Raw genomic sequence first — 15,212 nt, 5'->3', positions numbered from 1 at the left:
GGGGCCCTTGGTTCGGAATTGTCGGTTGCGGACGGCATTGTTATGGCATGACCGAGACGCCCCCTTTCACCGTCCTCGCTGATGACACGGCCTACGCCGAGGCCGTGCAGCTCGCCGTGGACTCCGCCGCCGCCTACTACGCCGACGGCACCTCCACCCTCGACGACGACGCCTACGACCGGCTGGTGCGCGGCATCCAGGCGTACGAGGAGGCCCATCCCGAGCAGGTGCTGCCGACCTCGCCGACGGGCAAGGTCGCGGGCGGCGCGGTCGTGGGGGACGTGCCGCACACCGTGCCGATGCTCAGCCTGGACAACGTGTTCGGCGCCGAGCAGCTCGCCGACTGGGCCGCCTCGGTCGAGCGCAGGCTCGGCCGTCCGGTCACCGCGTGGAGCGTCGAGCCCAAGCTCGACGGCCTGGCCATCTCGGCCCGCTACCGCGGCGGCCGGCTGGCCCAGCTCGTCACCCGGGGCGACGGCACCGCGGGCGAGGACGTCTCGCACGCCATCGGCACCATCGTCGGCCTGCCCGAGCGGCTGGCCGAGCCGGTCACGGTGGAGCTGCGCGGCGAGGTCATGATGACGACGTCGCAGTTCGAGGAGGCGTGCGCCAAGCGCTCGGCGCACGACGGCACCACGTTCGCCAACCCGCGCAGCGCCGCCGCCGGCACGCTGCGCGCCCAGGACCGGCCGTACGTGTGCGAGCTGACGTTCTTCGGCTACGGCGCGCTGCCCGCGCCCGGCGACGACTCCGAGCTGGCGACGCGCCTGCGCGAGCTGCCGCACAGCCAGGTCATGGAGTGGGTGGCCGGTCAGGGCGTGCAGACCACGGCCGCCACCGCGGTCGCCGGGATCGTCACCGACACGCTGGAGCGGGTGCAGGAGCGCGTCGGCGAGATCGCCGCGGCCCGCGCCGGGCTGCCGTTCGGCATCGACGGCATCGTGATCAAGTGTGACCTGGCCTCCGACCAGGCCGAGGCCGGGTTCAGCTCGCGCGCGCCGCGCTGGGCGACCGCCTACAAGCTGCCCGCCACCGAGAAGATCACCAAGCTGGTCGGGGTGGAGTGGAACACCGGCCGCACCGGGATCATCGCCCCGCGCGCCGTGCTGGAGCCGGTCGAGCTCGACGGCAGCGTCGTCACCTACGCCACCCTGCACAACGTCGCCGACATCACCCGGCGCGGCCTGATGCTGGGCGACAGCGTGGTGGTCTACAAGGCGGGCGACGTGATCCCGCGCGTGGAGTCGCCGGTGGTGCACCTGCGCACCGGCGAGGAGCGGCCGATCCCGATCCCGCAGGTCTGCCCGTCCTGCGGCGACGCCATCGACAGCTCGCAGGAACGGTGGCGGTGCGTACGCGGGCGGGCCTGCCGGGCGATCGCCTCCATCGTCTACGCCGCCGGACGCGACCAGCTCGACATCGAGGGCCTGGCCGAGAACCGCATCAAGCAGCTGCTTGACGCCGGTCTGATCGCCGACTTCGCCGACCTGTTCTTCCTGACCCGCGAGCAGCTGCTCAGTCTGGAGCGCATGGGCGAGACCAGCACCGACAACCTGCTGGCCGCCTTCGAGCAGGCCAAGGGCCGGCCGCTGAGCCGGGTGTTCGCGGCGCTCGGCGTCCGCGGCACCGGCCGGTCGATGAGCCGCCGGATCGCCCGCCACTTCGGTTCGATGGGGGCCATCCGGGCCGCCGACGCCGAGGCGATCCAGGCGGTCGAGGGCATCGGCCCGGAGAAGGCGCCGGTCGTGGTGGCCGAGCTGATCGAGGTCGGGCCGCTGATCGACAAGCTGGTCCAGGCGGGCGTGAACATGGCCGAGCCGGGCTGGACGCCCCCCGCCGAGCCCGGCGCACCGGAGACCGGCGGCGGGGCCGGGCTGCCGCTGGCCGGGATGTCGGTCGTGGTGACCGGCGCCATGAGCGGCACGCTGGAGGCGTTGAGCCGCAACCAGATGAACGAGCTGATCGAGCGGGCCGGCGGCAAGGCGTCCTCCAGCGTCTCGGCCAAGACGTCGCTGCTGGTGGCCGGGGAGAAGGCCGGTTCCAAGCGGGCCAAGGCCGAGAGCCTGGGCGTGCGGATGGTGACGCCGGAGGAGTTCGCCGAACTTGTCAGCTCCTTTCTGTAGCTTCATGAGCCAGAGGTTCAGGGCAGCACTGCGGGCAGGCCGCGCGAGTCGACCTTCGCGACGATCAGCGCCGGGGCGCCGGCCGACGCCTTCACGGTGGCGAGCGCCTGGTCGAGCTCTGCCGCGGTGTCCACGGAGTACGTGGACCGCACGCCCAGAGCGTTGGCGAACTTGACGAAGTCCCATTGGTTGAGCAGGACGTAGGGCTTCGGCGTCACGCCGGGGTTGGTGAAGTAGTCCGAGTCGATGAGGTACTGCTCCAGGCCGTAGATGCCGTTGTCGATGACCACGACGACGGGGTCGCGGTCATAACGTACGAACGTGGACAGTGCCTGGGCGGTCATGTGGAAGCCGCCGTCGCCGCAGATGACCAGAGGACGCCTGCCCGACCCGAAGGACGCACCGACGGCAGCGGCCACGGAATGGCCGATGGAGGCCCAAACGGCGCTGCTCAGGAACCCGTCGCGGCCTTTGACCGGCAGGCTCGCCGCCGAGGCGCCGCCGAGGAAGGTGTCAGGCATCGCCAGCCATGAGGCGTCCAGGGCGGCACCGACGCGGTCGAACACCTGGGCGTAGGTCAGCGGGCCGGTGGCGACGGGCGGGGCCGGGTCGACGGCCGCGGAGATGGGAACCGGCGCCTCCTTCGCCGCCTCGGCCACGAGTGCGGTCACCAGGGCGGTGATGTCCGCGTTCTGCTTGCTCCCGTTCTTGATCTTCACCTTGCCGTCGTAGGCGGTGACGAGGTGGTCGGTGTTGTCCCGGATGAACGCGGCGTAGCTGCCGGGGAAGACGCAGCCGAGCATCACGATCAGGTCCGCGTCCCGGACCTCGGGGGGCTGGCAGCTCGGCGGGGCGAAGACCCCGACCCAGCCGTCGTCCTGTTCGGACAGCACCGATTTGGCCAGCACTTGGGTCGACCAGCGGACACCGAGCTTGGCGATCAGGGCGGCGACCTCGTCGGCCAGTCCGTAACGCTGGACCTCGACGCCCAGCAGGAGCACGGGCTTCGTGGCGGCGCGCACGAGCCCCACGATCGTGGTGGCGAGCTGCTGCTCCGTGCCCGCCGCCGGATTGGTGACGGGCAGCGCCCCGGCCGGGGGCGTACAGGCCGCCGTCCAGATGGTCCGATCGATCTCGATGTAGACCGGCCGTTTCTTCCTGATCGCCGTCGAGATCGCGCTGTCGACCAGGGCGGGCACGTCGGCGGCCTGCCCGGCGCGGGCTGCGCTCGCGGTGACCAGCCGGTAGGCGTTGAGGTCTCCGTCGGGCTGGCCGGTCGAGTGCGAGAACAGGACGTCCAGGTTCTTCAGGTTGGACAGGTTCGCGGCGCTCGGGCCGCCGTTCACGACGACGACCGGGCTGCGCTCGACGAACGCGCCGGCGATGGCGTTGATCATGCTGAGCATGCCGACGCCGTTGGCCACCGCGGCGGCGCCCAGGCCCTTCGTTCGCGCGTAACCGTCGGCCGCGTATCCCGCTTCGAGGTCGGTGGCGGTCACCACCGGCGTGATGTGGTGCGCGCCCACCGCGTCGAACAGCGGGGCACCATAGGCGGCGGGCACACCGAACAGGGTGTCGACCTGTTGCTGGCTCAGCCGCTTGAGGATGTAGTCGGCAACGGTGAAGGGCACGATGACACTCCTGGGCATGCCCGCCGTACGGCAGATCAGTCGAAAGGATGGGCGCGGATCGTCCGGCCGTTTGGGACGCCTACCCGCGCAGCCGGCCGGGCGAACGCGCGGGAGCCGTGCCTTGACCTTACTCAGGGCGGGTGTTTCCGCAGGTCAAGGCGTCGACGTGCGGCACGGCCGGACGTCGCCGCCGCCTTGGAAACAGTCGTCCAGAGGCCGGTCAAGCGTTGGAGTCCGGGTAAGGGCCGGACGCCTGCACGGGTATGCGTACCGATGGCCAAGCATCTGATCAACGGAGCCCGACATGCTGCTGGACGAGCGTGGAGTGAGCACACCTGCCAACCTGCCCACTCCGGACTTCACCTTCGATCCCCATCAGCCGGGCGCGTGCCTCGCGGGTCTGAGGCCCTACCGCACGCACTCGTATCGGCTCGAAGGAGAGGAGCTTGGCGACAGGTTCGTCATCCACAACTACGGCCACGGCGGTGGAGGCATCACGCTGAGCTGGGGCTGCGCCGCCGCGGTACGAGACATGGTCCTCAAACGTCAGGCCGAGACCCATATCGTCGAAAGGGAGATCGCGGTGATCGGCGCAGGGGTCATGGGAATGACCGCCGCGACCCTGCTGCTCGACCTCGGGCTGAACGTCACGATCTATTCCGACCGCAAGCCGGTCGAGACCACGTCGTACAAGGCCGGCGGCCAATGGGCCGCGTCGATCCTGGAGTATTCCAAGGACTTCGCCAAGGTGCAGGAGTTCCAGTACATTCTCGCGACCGCCTACACGATGTTCAAGGCCAGCATCGGCAAGGGCTTCGGCGTGTCCGAGGTCGACAACTACAGCGTCCGCCCCACCTCGGGCATCGACGTGGTGCATGAACTCGTGCCGGGACTGCTGCCGCCGCGCGAATATCTCCCGCGCCTGCCGTTCCAAGGACACAACACCTCCGGATACAGGTACCGGACGTTGCTCGTCGAACCGCCGATCCTCATTCCCAGACTGGAACGCGACCTGAGGGCGCGCGGCGTCATGTTCGTGAGCCGGAGATTCATCAACAGCACGGACGTGCTCACGTCCCTGACGCAGAAAGTCATCATCAACTGCACCGGGCTCGGCGCGAAGGAATTGTGGAACGACAACGACATGATCTCGTACCGAGGACAGCTCGCGATGTTGCGGCCGCAGGTGAACCTGGAATACCTGTACGGGCAGAAGGGGTACATGTTCCCGCGCCATGACCATGTCGTCATCGGGGGCACCGTCGAGGAGAACGACCACGAGGTGTTCGATCCCGACAAATGCAAAGACCTGGTGGACTACATGGCCGGCGTGTTCGGCCAGGGGCCCGCAGTGCCGATGCCGGCCTTCCACGTTCACCATCCGCGCAACGAGCGCCTGGTCGATCCGAGACTGTCGATCGCCCATGACGCCGAGAACTGAACGCGGGAATGTCAGCAACCACAGGAAGTGACGAGGCGTCAATGACTCAGACAGTTCAGGGATTCAGCGTCCAGGCCAAGTGTCTCACCCAGGACGGCGAGCCGTGGCATCTGCCCGGACCGGACGACACAGCGGAGAAGGGGGAGAGAGTGACCCTGCACATCACTGCCCGCCTTCTCAACTCGTCGCAGCCCTCCACGGACCTGGCGATGATCGAGTGCGAAATGCTCCGCGGATTCACGCCGGTCACGGACTCGCTCGACGCCCTCGTCGCAGGCGGCCTCGTCACCTTGTACGACATAGACGAGACAGATCAGTTGAACCAGCGACTGGAGCTCTACCTCAAGGAAGTCGGCAGCACCCCTACCGAGATCGCCTTCGAGATCGAGTGCAGACACGCGGTCCACAACCTGAAACCATCGACGATCGAACTGTCCGACTCCTACGACGCCGACAGCGGCGTGACCACCACGTATCCCACGGTCAAAGAATGACGAGCCAGTCGTTGAGGGCAGCGGCGGGGATGGCGGCTTCGTAGCGGACAGCACCGGCGCCGGCAGCCCCGCGTACGACAGCTCGGACGCCGCCCGGACCGCCGCGCGCACCGCGGCGGCCGGGGGAGCGCCGGCCGCACAGGCCGGTTCCGCGCCGGATTCCCGGCGGATGGGGACTACCCCCAGCACGGACCCTGGGCGCTGTTGACCCAGTCGATCTTGGTGACGGTCACGGGCAGAGGGTAGGTCTCATGTCCCACCCCGACGTCACCGTCCTCAGCGCGGTGAACGCACATCGACCCGCTCTGGCCGGCCGAATTGACGAACGAGACCACGACGTGGTCCTCGGTGGCGGGCCAGCCGTAGTTGAAGAAGGACCGGACGTTCTTGTAGGGGCTGAAGAGCACCCCGATGGCCGACCAGTCCTCGCCCCGGCCGATGCCGATCTTCGTTGCTTCCGAGATGACCTCTGTCGAATACACGCAGAAATCTCCCCGCCCGCAGCCATACAGGCGATCGGGAAGGCTTGCCGCGCTCGCGGGTGACACGAACGCCAGCCCTGCGAGAGAGATGGCAGCGACAGCAGCCGGGATGAATCTTCTCAGCATGAGATCTCCTCGTTAGTTGTCCGAGCAAGCCCAAAGGCCGTGAAACGCCTGCCCGTCGAGCAGGCAGGGGCCCAGTCTTGGTGGCTGGTGGATTGTCCGGAACCCCGATTCGCCACGCCACACAAACGTGATCGCGGTACTGGTGGGGCAGAGCCAGTTCATCTCCTCGGGCCCAGGGCTGTCACCCGGTTCCGGCCTCAGCAGGAACACGCAGCTCAGCTGCCTGTCGTCCACTTGTTCTCGGCTGGTGGGCGATCCAAGCGACGCACTTCCTGATCGGATGGCTCGGTTGGCGCCGCCTGTCCGAGGGCTTGCTCGTACGAGGGTCGGCATGTCCGGCTGCCCGTCAGTCCCACCGTCCCACGAGTTGAGTCCCGCGCGACGCTCCGCACAGGCGGCGAGCGTTAGGCCAGGCGGGAGTGGTCGTCCAGGGCGGTGTGCAGGTAGCTGTAGCCGATCTTGGGCTTGCCGTGCCGGTAGCGGGCGGTGGTGGTGGCCTTGCGGTGGTTCCGCCGCCTTCTGGCACCGCGCCCACGCCCACTTCACCAGCCTGGGCATCACCGTCCGCCGCGTCCTGACCGACAACGGCGCCTGCTACAAGTCCCACCTGTGGCGCGACACCCTCACCGGCCTGGGCATCACCCACAAACGCACCCGCCCCTACCGGCCCCAGACCAACGGCAAAGTCGAGCGCTTCCACCGCACCCTGGCCGACGAGTGGGCCTACGCCCAGCCCTACACCAGCGAAACCGAACGCCGGCAAGCATTCCGATCCTGGCTGCACACCTACAATCACCACCGAGCACACACCGCACTCGGCGGCTACCCGCCCGCCAGCCGCGTACCTAACCTCTGTGGTCAGTACACCTAGAGCCTGGGCGTGTGCAGCGTCCACGCCGGAGGAGTTCGCCGAGCTCGTCGCCTCCCCTGCCGTAACTGCACGGGCCGCACCCGGCCGCCCGGAGTCGGGCCCTCACTCCGGGCGGCGGCGCGCCGGGAGGTCGGGGCCGCCCTTGTGCAGCCGGGCGTTGATCTGGCCGGCCTCCTCCGCCGTGATCACGCCGTGCTGCAGCTCCACGCCCAGCGCCGTGGCCAGGTCGCGCTGGCGGACGTCCACCAGGCTCTCCACCAGGGTCGCGTACGCGTGGGCATGGCGCCGGCCGGCCGTCCAGCCGCCGGTCACCAGGCCCGCCGCGACCACGGCGCCGGGCCACCAGGCGCAGCCGAGGAGCGCGTACAGCAGGCCCCAGCTCATGGTGAGCGCGGCGGTGTCGAGCGCCGCGCGGGCGTCGCGTACGGGTACGCGCTGGTGATCCTCCAGCAGCGACCACAACCGGGGCCACACCAGGGAGACCCGCAGTCCGTGGTACTCGGCCCGCACCCGCTCCTCCAGCAGCGCGAGCCGCCGCCCCGGCCAGGTGAGCCTGCGTCCGCGCCGTTCCAGCAGCCACAACCGCTCGACCGCGCCCACCGCCAGCCGGGCCAGGCCCGCCGCCACGGCGGCGGCCAGCACCGCGATGACCCCCACCGTCACCAGCGCCACCGGGTCGAGGCCGATCAGGGTCAGGCCGGCGCGGGTGCGCCGGACGAGCAGGCCCAGATCGAGGGCGTGGGCATGGCCGAGGGTGACCGTGCACCAGGCCGCCGCCGCGAAGCAGAGACCGAGCGGCCAGGCCGGGGACAGCCAGCGTTCGGTGGCCTTCTTGCCGACCTCGGTGAGCAACCCGTCGAGCACGGCGGTCACGACTCCGTGAAACGCATGGGCCGCCGGCGCAGGGCGCAGACGGGGGGCCGGTTCGCGGCGTCGCGACCCGACCGGCGGGGGCACCAGCCGTCGGGGCAGACGTACACGCCGCGCAGCTCGGGCCCGGCGGCGCCGAACAGCAGATACGGCTGCGGATGCGGATCTCCGCGCGGCTCGTCGGCGTCATCGGCCGTGGCGGGGTCGAGCAGCGTCAGCACGTCGCGGGCCGTGCCGCCCTCGTCGAGCACGGTCAGCGCGTCGGCCAGGGCCGCCGTCCAGCCGCCGGCGGCGGCGTCCCGCCGCAGAGAGGGAAGTTCGGCGCAGAGGTACGCCCGCGCATCCACCTGGCCGCGGCGTTCCAGCTCGCGGGCTACCGCAACGTGATCGGCACCCTGTGGTCGATGTACGACGCCTCGGCCGCCGAGGTGGCCGCGGACGTGTACGCCGTTCTCGCCGCGGGCGCCGCCGACCCCGCGGTGGCGCTGCACCGGGCCGTCACCCGGTTGCGCGGCACCGCCCGTTTCGGCAGCCCGATGTTCTGGGCGCCGTACGTGCATATCGGCGTGTGACCGCGACCAGCGGTCGGCCGGGGCGGGCGGTCAGGGCGGGCAGTCGGGGGGCATCCGGAACACGCCGAACTCCAGGCGCAGCGAGTCGTCGGCGGGCAGGGCGATCGCCCGCGCCGACAGGTCGGACATCCAGCAGGCGGGCAGGAGGAAGTACCGCTGGTTGGAGTTGATCAGCAGGCGCAGGCCGGCGTAGCGGAAGCGGTACATCGCGCCGGGGTCGGGCAGGGCGGTCTCGGTGATGCCCGGCCCCTGCAGGTTCAGGCGCCGGGCCGCGTAGACCACCGTGCTCGGCAGCCTGCGCATGTCGGCCAGCGTCCGGTCGGCCTCCCGCTCACCGCGTGACTGCGCGAAGAGGGTGATCCCCCACAGCAGCAGGAACAGCAGCAGCGCCGTGCACAGCGTGCGCCGGACGAGCCGGTCGGTGGCGGAGGGCCTGTGGCGCGGGTCGAGCCGCTGCCGCAGGGAGGAGCCGTAGACCAGCAGGAAGACGCCCAGCCCCAGGCAGAGGGGCATGGCGTAGGCCGGCAGCGGCCGCCATCCGGCCACTCCCGCGTAGGGCGGCAGCGATCTCCATTCGCCCAGGCTCGCGTAGGGCGGCAGCAGTCTCCATCCGGCCAGGCTGCCGATGCCCACCGCGGCGCCGGCGACTCCGACGACGGCCATGACCCTGACCGCCCACTTGGCGAAGGGAGGATGCCGCTCGGCGGAGCGGGTCAGCCACGCGTGCGCGGGCGGCGCGACCAGGGCCACCACCAGGACGAGGATCAGCGGCTCTGCCGCCAGCGTGACGCTGCGCAGCGCGTAGTCCTGCAGGGACAGGCCCAGCATGCTCTGGTCCACGCCGAGGCGGGCGTACATGGTGTTGGTACGGACCGCCCCGAAGTACACCATGATGGCGGCGATGAAGGTGGTCGGCGTCACGACGTGGGCGAGGATCCGCCACAGGCGGGACACCTCCTGTCCGGTGCCGCCGTCGTCGTCCGGGGGTTCGGCGGCGGGCGGTGGGGCGGTCACGACGGGCCCGGCGCCGGGCCGGTCTCCTCCGGCGGCGGCTCGGGATTGTCGCCGGGCGCCCCGGTCTGGCCGCCGGTGTCCGGCGGCTCGCCGGGTGGCTCGGTGCCGGGCGCTTCGGAGGACGGCTCGCCCGGCGAAGGCCCGGCGGGTTCCGACGGTTGCGAGGGTCCGGACGAAGGCTCGGACGAGGTGCCGGACGAGGGCTGCGGGGGGCCGGGCGAGGCGGTGATCGTCGCGCACTCCGGGAGCGTTTCGGTGCCGGACACCACCGCGCACGCGTTCTTGAGGTAGCCGGCCGGGACCTGGCCGCCCTCCCGCTCGATGCGGGCGATGACCCGCCGGACCCTGTCGCGTTCGCCCCGCGCGGCGGCGCTCTCCAGTTCCGCCTGGTCGAGCATGGCGAACATCGGGCGGCGCAGCTGTTCCGGAATCTTCGCCCGGAGGTTGTTCGCGACATCGGCCTGCTCGACCGACTTGTCCCAGTTCCCGGTGTTCGCGTTGATCACCGCGCCGCAGGCGTTGGCCACCGCCTTCTCGCTGTCGGAGCTGCGGGGGTCGGCGGCCACCTGGTTGATCTTCTGCGCCGCCGGTCCGGCGAAGTCCTGTTTCTGGAAGACCTTCTGGCAGTCCATACCCACCTGCATGGTGGGGTCGGGGAGGTCGCCGGCTTCGTCGGCGTCGTCGGGGACGATCGGGGTGTCCGGCGTGATGACGGGCCGGGCCTGCTTGGGCGCGCTGGGCCCGGCCTCGCCCGCTTCCGAACCGTCCGGTCCGCTGCCGCCGCCGCAACCGCCGGTCAGCGCCACGGCGGCGAGCACCGTCGCCACCGCCCGCCAGGACATCCCCACCGTTCCCCCGAATGCTCCACGACCTATCGGAAACAGGTCATACCGCTTGCAGTCGGACGCCACTCTCGGACGACCCGAAGCTGGGGAATCCTTTGTCCTGCGGGATCGGGCGGAAGGCGGCCGGGCCGGTGGTCGCGGCCCGGCCGGGTGCGTCAGGCGGGCGGCACCGCGCCGTTCTTGGAGACGGGCACGGCGAGCTGCGAGCCGCCGGTGAGCCGCAGCTCCTCGGCGGGCAGGTTCGCCAGCACCGGGTTCAGGTGCTTCAGCGTCAGCCCCACGATGGGGGTCGCCGGGCTGACGGCGTCGAACTTCTCCAGGTCGACCCAGCGGACGAGGGCGAACACGTCCGCCGGGATCTGGTCGCCGCCTTTCTGCACCGGGACGCAGAGCTGACGGGCGGCGGCCACCTGCACGGTCCTGGGCGGGATCTGGTTGACCAGGACGGGGTTGAGCTGGGTGAGGTTCAGCGCCTTGTTCATCGACGGGTTCGGCGTGTGCGCGTAGCACAGCAGGTCGATGTGCGAGACGACGTTCAGGACGTCCGGCGGCGGGACGACGCCGTTCTTGCTGACCGGCACGCACAGCTGCTGGGGCGAGCTCAGCGTGACGCTGAGGCCCGGCAGACCCTGCAGGACGGGGTTGAGGTGGCGCAGCGACAGAGGCAGGTTGATCTGCGGGCCGGTCACCCGGTAGCAGGACAGGTCGACGTACCTGACGAAGTCGAGCGCGGGAGACGGCGGGATGACGTTGTTCTTGGCCACCGGCACGCAGAGCTGCTCACGCGGACCGAGCGTGACCTGCACGGGCGGCTGGTTGGCGAGCACCGGGTTGATGTGCTTCAGCGTCAGCGCGACGGCCGGCGGCTGGTACGTCGTGGTCTTGAAGCAGTCGAGGTCGAGGTTCGACACGAGCTCCTTGGCCGTCGGCAGCGCCAGGGCCCCGGCGGGGGTCGCGACGAGGAAGGCGGCGACGAACACGGCCAGACCAGCGGATAAGAGACGTCTTACCGCGGTCGTGGCGTGACGGTGGGGGGCAGGTCTTCCGTTCATCCATCCTCCTGGGCGGTGATGTGCCTTGACTGTGCGCCCGCGCGACCTGCCCGACAAGGTGGATGGCCGCTGTTTGACAGGCCCCTGTCAGCAGGCACGGGGCCGTGGCCCGCCCCGTGCTCCCCGGGGCGGGCCACGGCCGTGCTCACGACAGGGTGGCGGTCCCGACCAGCACGCGGTGGTCGGAGCACAGGCCGCCCGGGTTGCCGGTGCACGTGGTCGCCGGGGCGAGCGAGTCGGCCGCGTAGGCGCCGCTGATCCGGTCCGCCCTGGCGAAGATCATGTCGAGCTTCGTGCCCGAGCCGCAGGGGCCCTTGCCGTCCGGCGTGCTGACGGTCAGCTCGCCGTAGCCGGGGCAGTTGCCCGCGTCGGCGTCGTCGAGCTCGTGGTAGCGGCCGGTGTTGCCGCGGTTGTTGGGGGTGTTCACGGTGGGGGAGTAGTAGCCGTTCAGACGGGCGGCGTCGGGCGGCAGGTTGAAGTCGCCCGCGACGACCACTGTGTCACCGGCCGCGTGGTAGGCCTCCAGCCTGGTCAGCACGGCGTCGAGCTGGGCGGCGCGGTAGGCGTCCACGTAGGTGGTGTGCGTGACGCAGAACCGCAGGCCGGGGCGGGACTGCAGGGGGGCGCAGAGCATCTTCCGCTTCTCGGTCTTGCCGTCGTCGGGCAGGGTGATGCGCTCGGCGGCTCCGAGGGGCTGCTTGCTGAACAGGGCGTTGCCGTACTCGCCGCCGCCGCACGGCCCGCCGGTCTGGGCGGGGTAGGTGGCGACGAACCGGGCGAAGTTGCCGTCGTCAGCGGGCCAGCCGGCCTCCCGCAGGCCGGTGACCAGCGCCTGGTACTGGCTCGCGCACAGCTCGTTGAACGAGACGAGGGTCGCGCCCCGCGCCACGATCGAGCCCACGGCGGCCCGGACCATGCCGTTGCCGGTCGAGCCGTGGTTCAGCGTGTTGCCGGCCGCGTTCCAGTGCCAGACGGTGACGGGCGTGGCGGCTCGGGCCGCGCCGGGCCCGGCCGAGACGGTCAGGACCGACGAGACGATCACAGCGGCCAGGCGCCTGGGAAACCACACGGGCTCGCTCCCCGAAGTCGATGATCAGTGACGTACAGCGGACCAGAGCCGGGTCCGCCGCGTCAACGCCCCGACGCCGTCAGGCGCGCTCGGGCCAGCCGGACTCCAGCAGGTCGAAGACGGCGTCGAGGGCGGCGCGCGGGTCGGGCTCGGCGCCGGCCAGCTCGGGGATCTCCAGCACGTACCGGGCCAGCGCGCGCACGGTCATGTCGGCGGGGTCGCGCCCGGTCTCGGCCGCGATCGCCTCGGCCAGTGAGCCCTCGGCGGCGATCCAGAGCCGGCGCGAGTACTCCCGCAGGGCGGGCGTGCCCACGATCAGGTCGCGTTTGCGCCGCTGCTCGGGCGGCAGGTCGCCGGCGAACGGCCCCCGCTCGGCCAGGCAGTTCCGCAGGGCCGCCAGCACGCTCTGCCCGGGGGGCCGCTCGCGGACGGCGGCGGCCAGCCAGACGTGCCGCTCGTCGCCGTCGTCGAAGATCAGCGCGTCTTTGCCGTCGGGCACGTGCGCGAACAGGGTGGCGATGGAGACGTCGGCCTCGTCGGCGACCCGGGCGACGGTGACGCTGTCGTAGCCGTGCTCGGCGAACAGCCGCACCGCGGCCTCGGCCAGGGCCTTGCGGGTCTGCGCCTTCTTGCGTTCGCGGCGTCCTGTCGTCATGCTCTCATCGTAGCAAAAACTAGAATGATTCTGAATTCATAGCGACTACAGAAATGAGCGCTCCCGTGTCCTCCTCCTCCGCGCCCTGGGACGTCCGGCGCCTGCCGTCCGCACAGGGCATGCACTTCCTGGTCACCGGCGGCAACGCCGGCATCGGCTACTTCGTGGCCGAGCAGCTCGCCGGCACCGGCGCCACCGTGATCCTGGGCAGCCGCGACCCCGCCAGGGCGGAGACCGCCGCGCTGTCCATCCGCGGCCGGGTCCCAGGCGCGCGCGTGCGGCAGGTGCCGCTCGACCTGGCCGACCTCGCCTCGGTCGGTGCTGTCGTCGCGGCGCTCGGACTGCCGAGCCTGGACGCCGTCGTGTGCAACGCCGGCGTGCTGCTCGACGACCCGCCGCGGCGCGAGACGAAGGACGGCCACGAGCTGATGTTCGCCACCAACCATCTCGGCCACTTCGCGCTGGTCGCGCACCTGGCGCCGCTGCTGGCCGCCGCCCCCGCCGCCCGCGTCGTGACCACCGGCAGCCTCACCGCCAGGTCCGAGACCCTGGACCTGGACGACCTGCAGAGCCGCGGCGACGTCCGGCCCAAGCGGGTGTACGCGCGCTCGAAGCTGGCGCAGATGCTCTTCGGCTTCGAGCTGGACCGCCGCCTGCGCGCCGCGGGCGCCACCACGGCGAGCGTGGTCACCCATCCCGGCGGCGCGCTGGACTCCCTGACGCCCTCGCGGCCGATCCGGCCGCGCACCGCCGGCGAGCGGCTGCGCGGCCTGCCCGCCGGGCTGTTGCTGCAGGGCAAGGAGGCCGCGGCGTGGCCGGCGGTGCGGGCCGTGCTGGATCCGTCCGTACGCGGGGGTGAGCTGTGGGGGCCCAGGGTGCTGGGGATGCGCGGCCTGCCGGCCCGCGAACCGGTGCGCGGGCACATGGCCGACCCCGTGCTCGCGGCCCGGCTGTGGGCCGCCAGCACCGCCCTGACCGGCCTGGACCCCTTCGCGCCCGGCCGCACGCCTTCCGGGTGACCAGCGTCCCCTCGTCGCCGACGCCGTGGTGCTACGCTTCGACGATCGTGCCCGGGTGAGGGCTCAACGACGGCTCAACTCAGGCTCAACGCCCCGATCGCCATGCTCAGGGCAGTCCCACCCGTTCAAGGGGAAGGGCGTCCGGAGGAGATGCGATGACGGGCATCATGGACAGGGCCAGGCCGGCTCTGGCCGGCGAGCTGGAGAGCCTGTGCGGCCGGTGGTCCGAGCGCACGGGGATCACCGTGGAGATCTGGGCGCTGCCCGCCGGTCCCGTGGCGGCGGCGTGGCGCCGGGCAGTGCTGGCGGTCACGGAAGAGGCGCTGGCCAACGTCGAGGCCCACAGCGGCGCGAGCACCGCCTCGCTCGCCGTGACCGTCGGGCCCCAGGGCCTGCGCCTGACGATCAGCGACAACGGCCGCGGCTTCGCCTCCGCGGCTCCGGGCGGCGGCGTCGGCCGGATGCGCGCGGCGTTCGCCGAGCTGGGCGGGCGCCTGTCGGTGCGCGGCGTGCCCGGCGAGGGCACCACCGTCAGCGGCGCCGTCCCGGCCTAGGCGCGCTCGCCGGGCTGGACGAACTCGGGCTGGTCGAGGACGCGCAGCCAGCTCCCGTCGGGCTGGCGCCGCACGACCTGGGCGCGGGCGCCCGTGCCGTCCTTGGGCGGGGTCGAGGTGAGGGCGACGTCGCCGCTGACCAGCGTCGGCAGCGGCTGCTCCGGCTCGAAGCGCGGACGGCCGGCCAGCACCTTCTCCCACAGCTCCTGGATGGCGGCCCGTCCGACGGTGCGGCTGCCGGGCGGGTAGGCCAGCACGGCGTCCTCCTCGTAGAGCGCGGCGACGCCGGCCGCGTCGCCGGCGTTGGAACGCTCGACGAACAGGCGGGTGATGTCCTCGGGCTGCATGGCCTTCTCGTATGCGGTCATGGTGCCAGCCTGCGGACTTTCGCTTC

The 15,212-nt window shown here is 71.4% G+C and carries 16 protein-coding genes and 1 pseudogene; 7 read left to right on the top strand and 10 right to left on the bottom strand.

What is annotated here, in order from left to right:
• The first annotated feature begins 47 nt into the window (after positions 1–47).
• Entirely contained in the window at positions 48–2,123 is a 2,076-nt protein-coding gene (gene ligA / locus ACIBK9_RS10450; RefSeq protein ID WP_397156888.1) for an NAD-dependent DNA ligase LigA, read from the top strand.
• A 17-nt stretch (positions 2,124–2,140) separates the two neighbouring features.
• On the opposite strand, the gene ACIBK9_RS10445 is transcribed toward ligA, so the two are convergent.
• The gene (locus tag ACIBK9_RS10445) at positions 2,141–3,754 is read right to left on the bottom strand and encodes a thiamine pyrophosphate-dependent enzyme (protein ID WP_397156886.1); all 1,614 of its coding nucleotides are present in this window, start codon (positions 3,752–3,754) and stop codon (positions 2,141–2,143) included.
• 304 nt (positions 3,755–4,058) lie between these two features.
• Here ACIBK9_RS10445 and ACIBK9_RS10440 point away from each other — a divergent pair, with 304 nt between their 5' ends.
• Both ACIBK9_RS10440 and ACIBK9_RS10435 read left to right on the top strand, forming a co-directional pair.
• On the top strand, positions 4,059–5,195 hold the full coding sequence (locus ACIBK9_RS10440) for an FAD-dependent oxidoreductase (protein ID WP_397156884.1): 1,137 nt from the start codon (positions 4,059–4,061) through the stop codon (positions 5,193–5,195).
• 41 nt (positions 5,196–5,236) lie between these two features.
• Entirely contained in the window at positions 5,237–5,689 is a 453-nt protein-coding gene (locus tag ACIBK9_RS10435; protein ID WP_397156882.1) for a hypothetical protein, read from the top strand.
• A 176-nt stretch (positions 5,690–5,865) separates the two neighbouring features.
• Here the strand turns inward: ACIBK9_RS10435 and ACIBK9_RS10430 are convergent, their stop codons facing one another.
• Positions 5,866–6,297, bottom strand: a complete 432-nt coding sequence (locus ACIBK9_RS10430; RefSeq protein WP_397156880.1) for a hypothetical protein — start codon at positions 6,295–6,297, stop codon at positions 5,866–5,868.
• Positions 6,298–6,805: 508 nt separating this feature from the next.
• Here ACIBK9_RS10430 and ACIBK9_RS10425 point away from each other — a divergent pair.
• A pseudogene (locus ACIBK9_RS10425) lies at positions 6,806–7,168 on the top strand (integrase core domain-containing protein); the annotation flags it as partial.
• 102 nt (positions 7,169–7,270) lie between these two features.
• Here ACIBK9_RS10425 and ACIBK9_RS10420 read toward each other — a convergent pair.
• On the bottom strand, positions 7,271–8,041 hold the full coding sequence (locus tag ACIBK9_RS10420) for a hypothetical protein (protein WP_397156878.1): 771 nt from the start codon (positions 8,039–8,041) through the stop codon (positions 7,271–7,273).
• Positions 8,038–8,385 (bottom strand): hypothetical protein, encoded by a 348-nt coding sequence (locus ACIBK9_RS10415; RefSeq protein WP_397156876.1) that lies wholly within the window; start codon positions 8,383–8,385, stop codon positions 8,038–8,040. The genes ACIBK9_RS10420 and ACIBK9_RS10415 overlap by 4 nt, the downstream gene beginning before the upstream one ends.
• 36 nt (positions 8,386–8,421) lie before the next feature.
• On the opposite strand from ACIBK9_RS10415, the gene ACIBK9_RS10410 reads away from it, so the two are divergent.
• Positions 8,422–8,610 carry a CHAT domain-containing protein gene (locus ACIBK9_RS10410; protein WP_397156874.1) on the top strand — a complete coding sequence of 63 codons (189 nt, stop codon included), beginning with the start codon at positions 8,422–8,424 and terminating at the stop codon, positions 8,608–8,610.
• A gap of 30 nt (positions 8,611–8,640) precedes the next feature.
• Here ACIBK9_RS10410 and ACIBK9_RS10405 read toward each other — a convergent pair whose 3' ends face one another.
• The 5 genes from ACIBK9_RS10405 to ACIBK9_RS10385 all read right to left on the bottom strand — a co-directional run bounded on the left by ACIBK9_RS10405 (position 8,641) and on the right by ACIBK9_RS10385 (position 13,245).
• Positions 8,641–9,624, bottom strand: coding sequence for a hypothetical protein (locus ACIBK9_RS10405; RefSeq protein ID WP_397156872.1), 984 nt, complete (start codon positions 9,622–9,624; stop codon positions 8,641–8,643).
• Positions 9,621–10,466 (bottom strand): hypothetical protein, encoded by an 846-nt coding sequence (locus ACIBK9_RS10400; RefSeq protein WP_397156870.1) that lies wholly within the window; start codon positions 10,464–10,466, stop codon positions 9,621–9,623. The genes ACIBK9_RS10405 and ACIBK9_RS10400 overlap by 4 nt, the downstream gene beginning before the upstream one ends.
• A gap of 158 nt (positions 10,467–10,624) precedes the next feature.
• Positions 10,625–11,521, bottom strand: coding sequence for a hypothetical protein (locus ACIBK9_RS10395; RefSeq protein ID WP_397156868.1), 897 nt, complete (start codon positions 11,519–11,521; stop codon positions 10,625–10,627).
• A gap of 145 nt (positions 11,522–11,666) precedes the next feature.
• Positions 11,667–12,590 (bottom strand): endonuclease/exonuclease/phosphatase family protein, encoded by a 924-nt coding sequence (locus ACIBK9_RS10390; protein ID WP_397156866.1) that lies wholly within the window; start codon positions 12,588–12,590, stop codon positions 11,667–11,669.
• Between the two features lie 79 nt (positions 12,591–12,669).
• Positions 12,670–13,245: a TetR/AcrR family transcriptional regulator gene (locus ACIBK9_RS10385; protein ID WP_397156864.1), complete on the bottom strand. Its 576-nt coding sequence runs from the start codon at positions 13,243–13,245 to the stop codon at positions 12,670–12,672.
• A gap of 53 nt (positions 13,246–13,298) precedes the next feature.
• Here ACIBK9_RS10385 and ACIBK9_RS10380 point away from each other — a divergent pair, with 53 nt between their 5' ends.
• Together ACIBK9_RS10380 and ACIBK9_RS10375 are read left to right on the top strand one after the other, a co-directional pair.
• Positions 13,299–14,264, top strand: coding sequence for an SDR family NAD(P)-dependent oxidoreductase (locus ACIBK9_RS10380; RefSeq protein WP_397156862.1), 966 nt, complete (start codon positions 13,299–13,301; stop codon positions 14,262–14,264).
• A gap of 155 nt (positions 14,265–14,419) precedes the next feature.
• Complete coding sequence (locus tag ACIBK9_RS10375; RefSeq protein WP_397156860.1) at positions 14,420–14,818, top strand: sensor histidine kinase; 399 nt, start codon at positions 14,420–14,422, stop codon at positions 14,816–14,818.
• Here ACIBK9_RS10375 and ACIBK9_RS10370 read toward each other — a convergent pair.
• The gene (locus ACIBK9_RS10370) at positions 14,815–15,186 is read right to left on the bottom strand and encodes a YybH family protein (protein WP_397156858.1); all 372 of its coding nucleotides are present in this window, start codon (positions 15,184–15,186) and stop codon (positions 14,815–14,817) included. The genes ACIBK9_RS10375 and ACIBK9_RS10370 overlap by 4 nt on opposite strands.
• Between the last annotated feature and the right edge of the window lie 26 nt (positions 15,187–15,212).

This window comes from Nonomuraea sp. NPDC050227 (assembly GCF_044459705.1).
Classification (GTDB): domain Bacteria; phylum Actinomycetota; class Actinomycetes; order Streptosporangiales; family Streptosporangiaceae; genus Nonomuraea.
This window is presented reverse-complemented; position numbering and strand designations above follow the sequence as displayed.

Bases quoted from the DNA above. Each gene is read 5' to 3' on its own strand.
- ACIBK9_RS10375 (WP_397156860.1), top strand. From the start codon at position 14,420: ATGACGGGCATCATGGACAGGGCCAGGCCGGCTCTGGCCGGCGAGCTG.
- ACIBK9_RS10395 (WP_397156868.1), bottom strand. From the start codon at position 11,521: ATGAACGGAAGACCTGCCCCCCACCGTCACGCCACGACCGCGGTAAGA.
- ACIBK9_RS10380 (WP_397156862.1), top strand. From the start codon at position 13,299: ATGAGCGCTCCCGTGTCCTCCTCCTCCGCGCCCTGGGACGTCCGGCGC.
- ligA (WP_397156888.1), top strand. From the start codon at position 48: ATGACCGAGACGCCCCCTTTCACCGTCCTCGCTGATGACACGGCCTAC.
- ACIBK9_RS10440 (WP_397156884.1), top strand. From the start codon at position 4,059: ATGCTGCTGGACGAGCGTGGAGTGAGCACACCTGCCAACCTGCCCACT.
- ACIBK9_RS10430 (WP_397156880.1), bottom strand. From the start codon at position 6,297: ATGCTGAGAAGATTCATCCCGGCTGCTGTCGCTGCCATCTCTCTCGCA.
- ACIBK9_RS10385 (WP_397156864.1), bottom strand. From the start codon at position 13,245: ATGACGACAGGACGCCGCGAACGCAAGAAGGCGCAGACCCGCAAGGCC.
- ACIBK9_RS10370 (WP_397156858.1), bottom strand. From the start codon at position 15,186: ATGACCGCATACGAGAAGGCCATGCAGCCCGAGGACATCACCCGCCTG.
- ACIBK9_RS10435 (WP_397156882.1), top strand. From the start codon at position 5,237: ATGACTCAGACAGTTCAGGGATTCAGCGTCCAGGCCAAGTGTCTCACC.
- ACIBK9_RS10400 (WP_397156870.1), bottom strand. From the start codon at position 10,466: ATGTCCTGGCGGGCGGTGGCGACGGTGCTCGCCGCCGTGGCGCTGACC.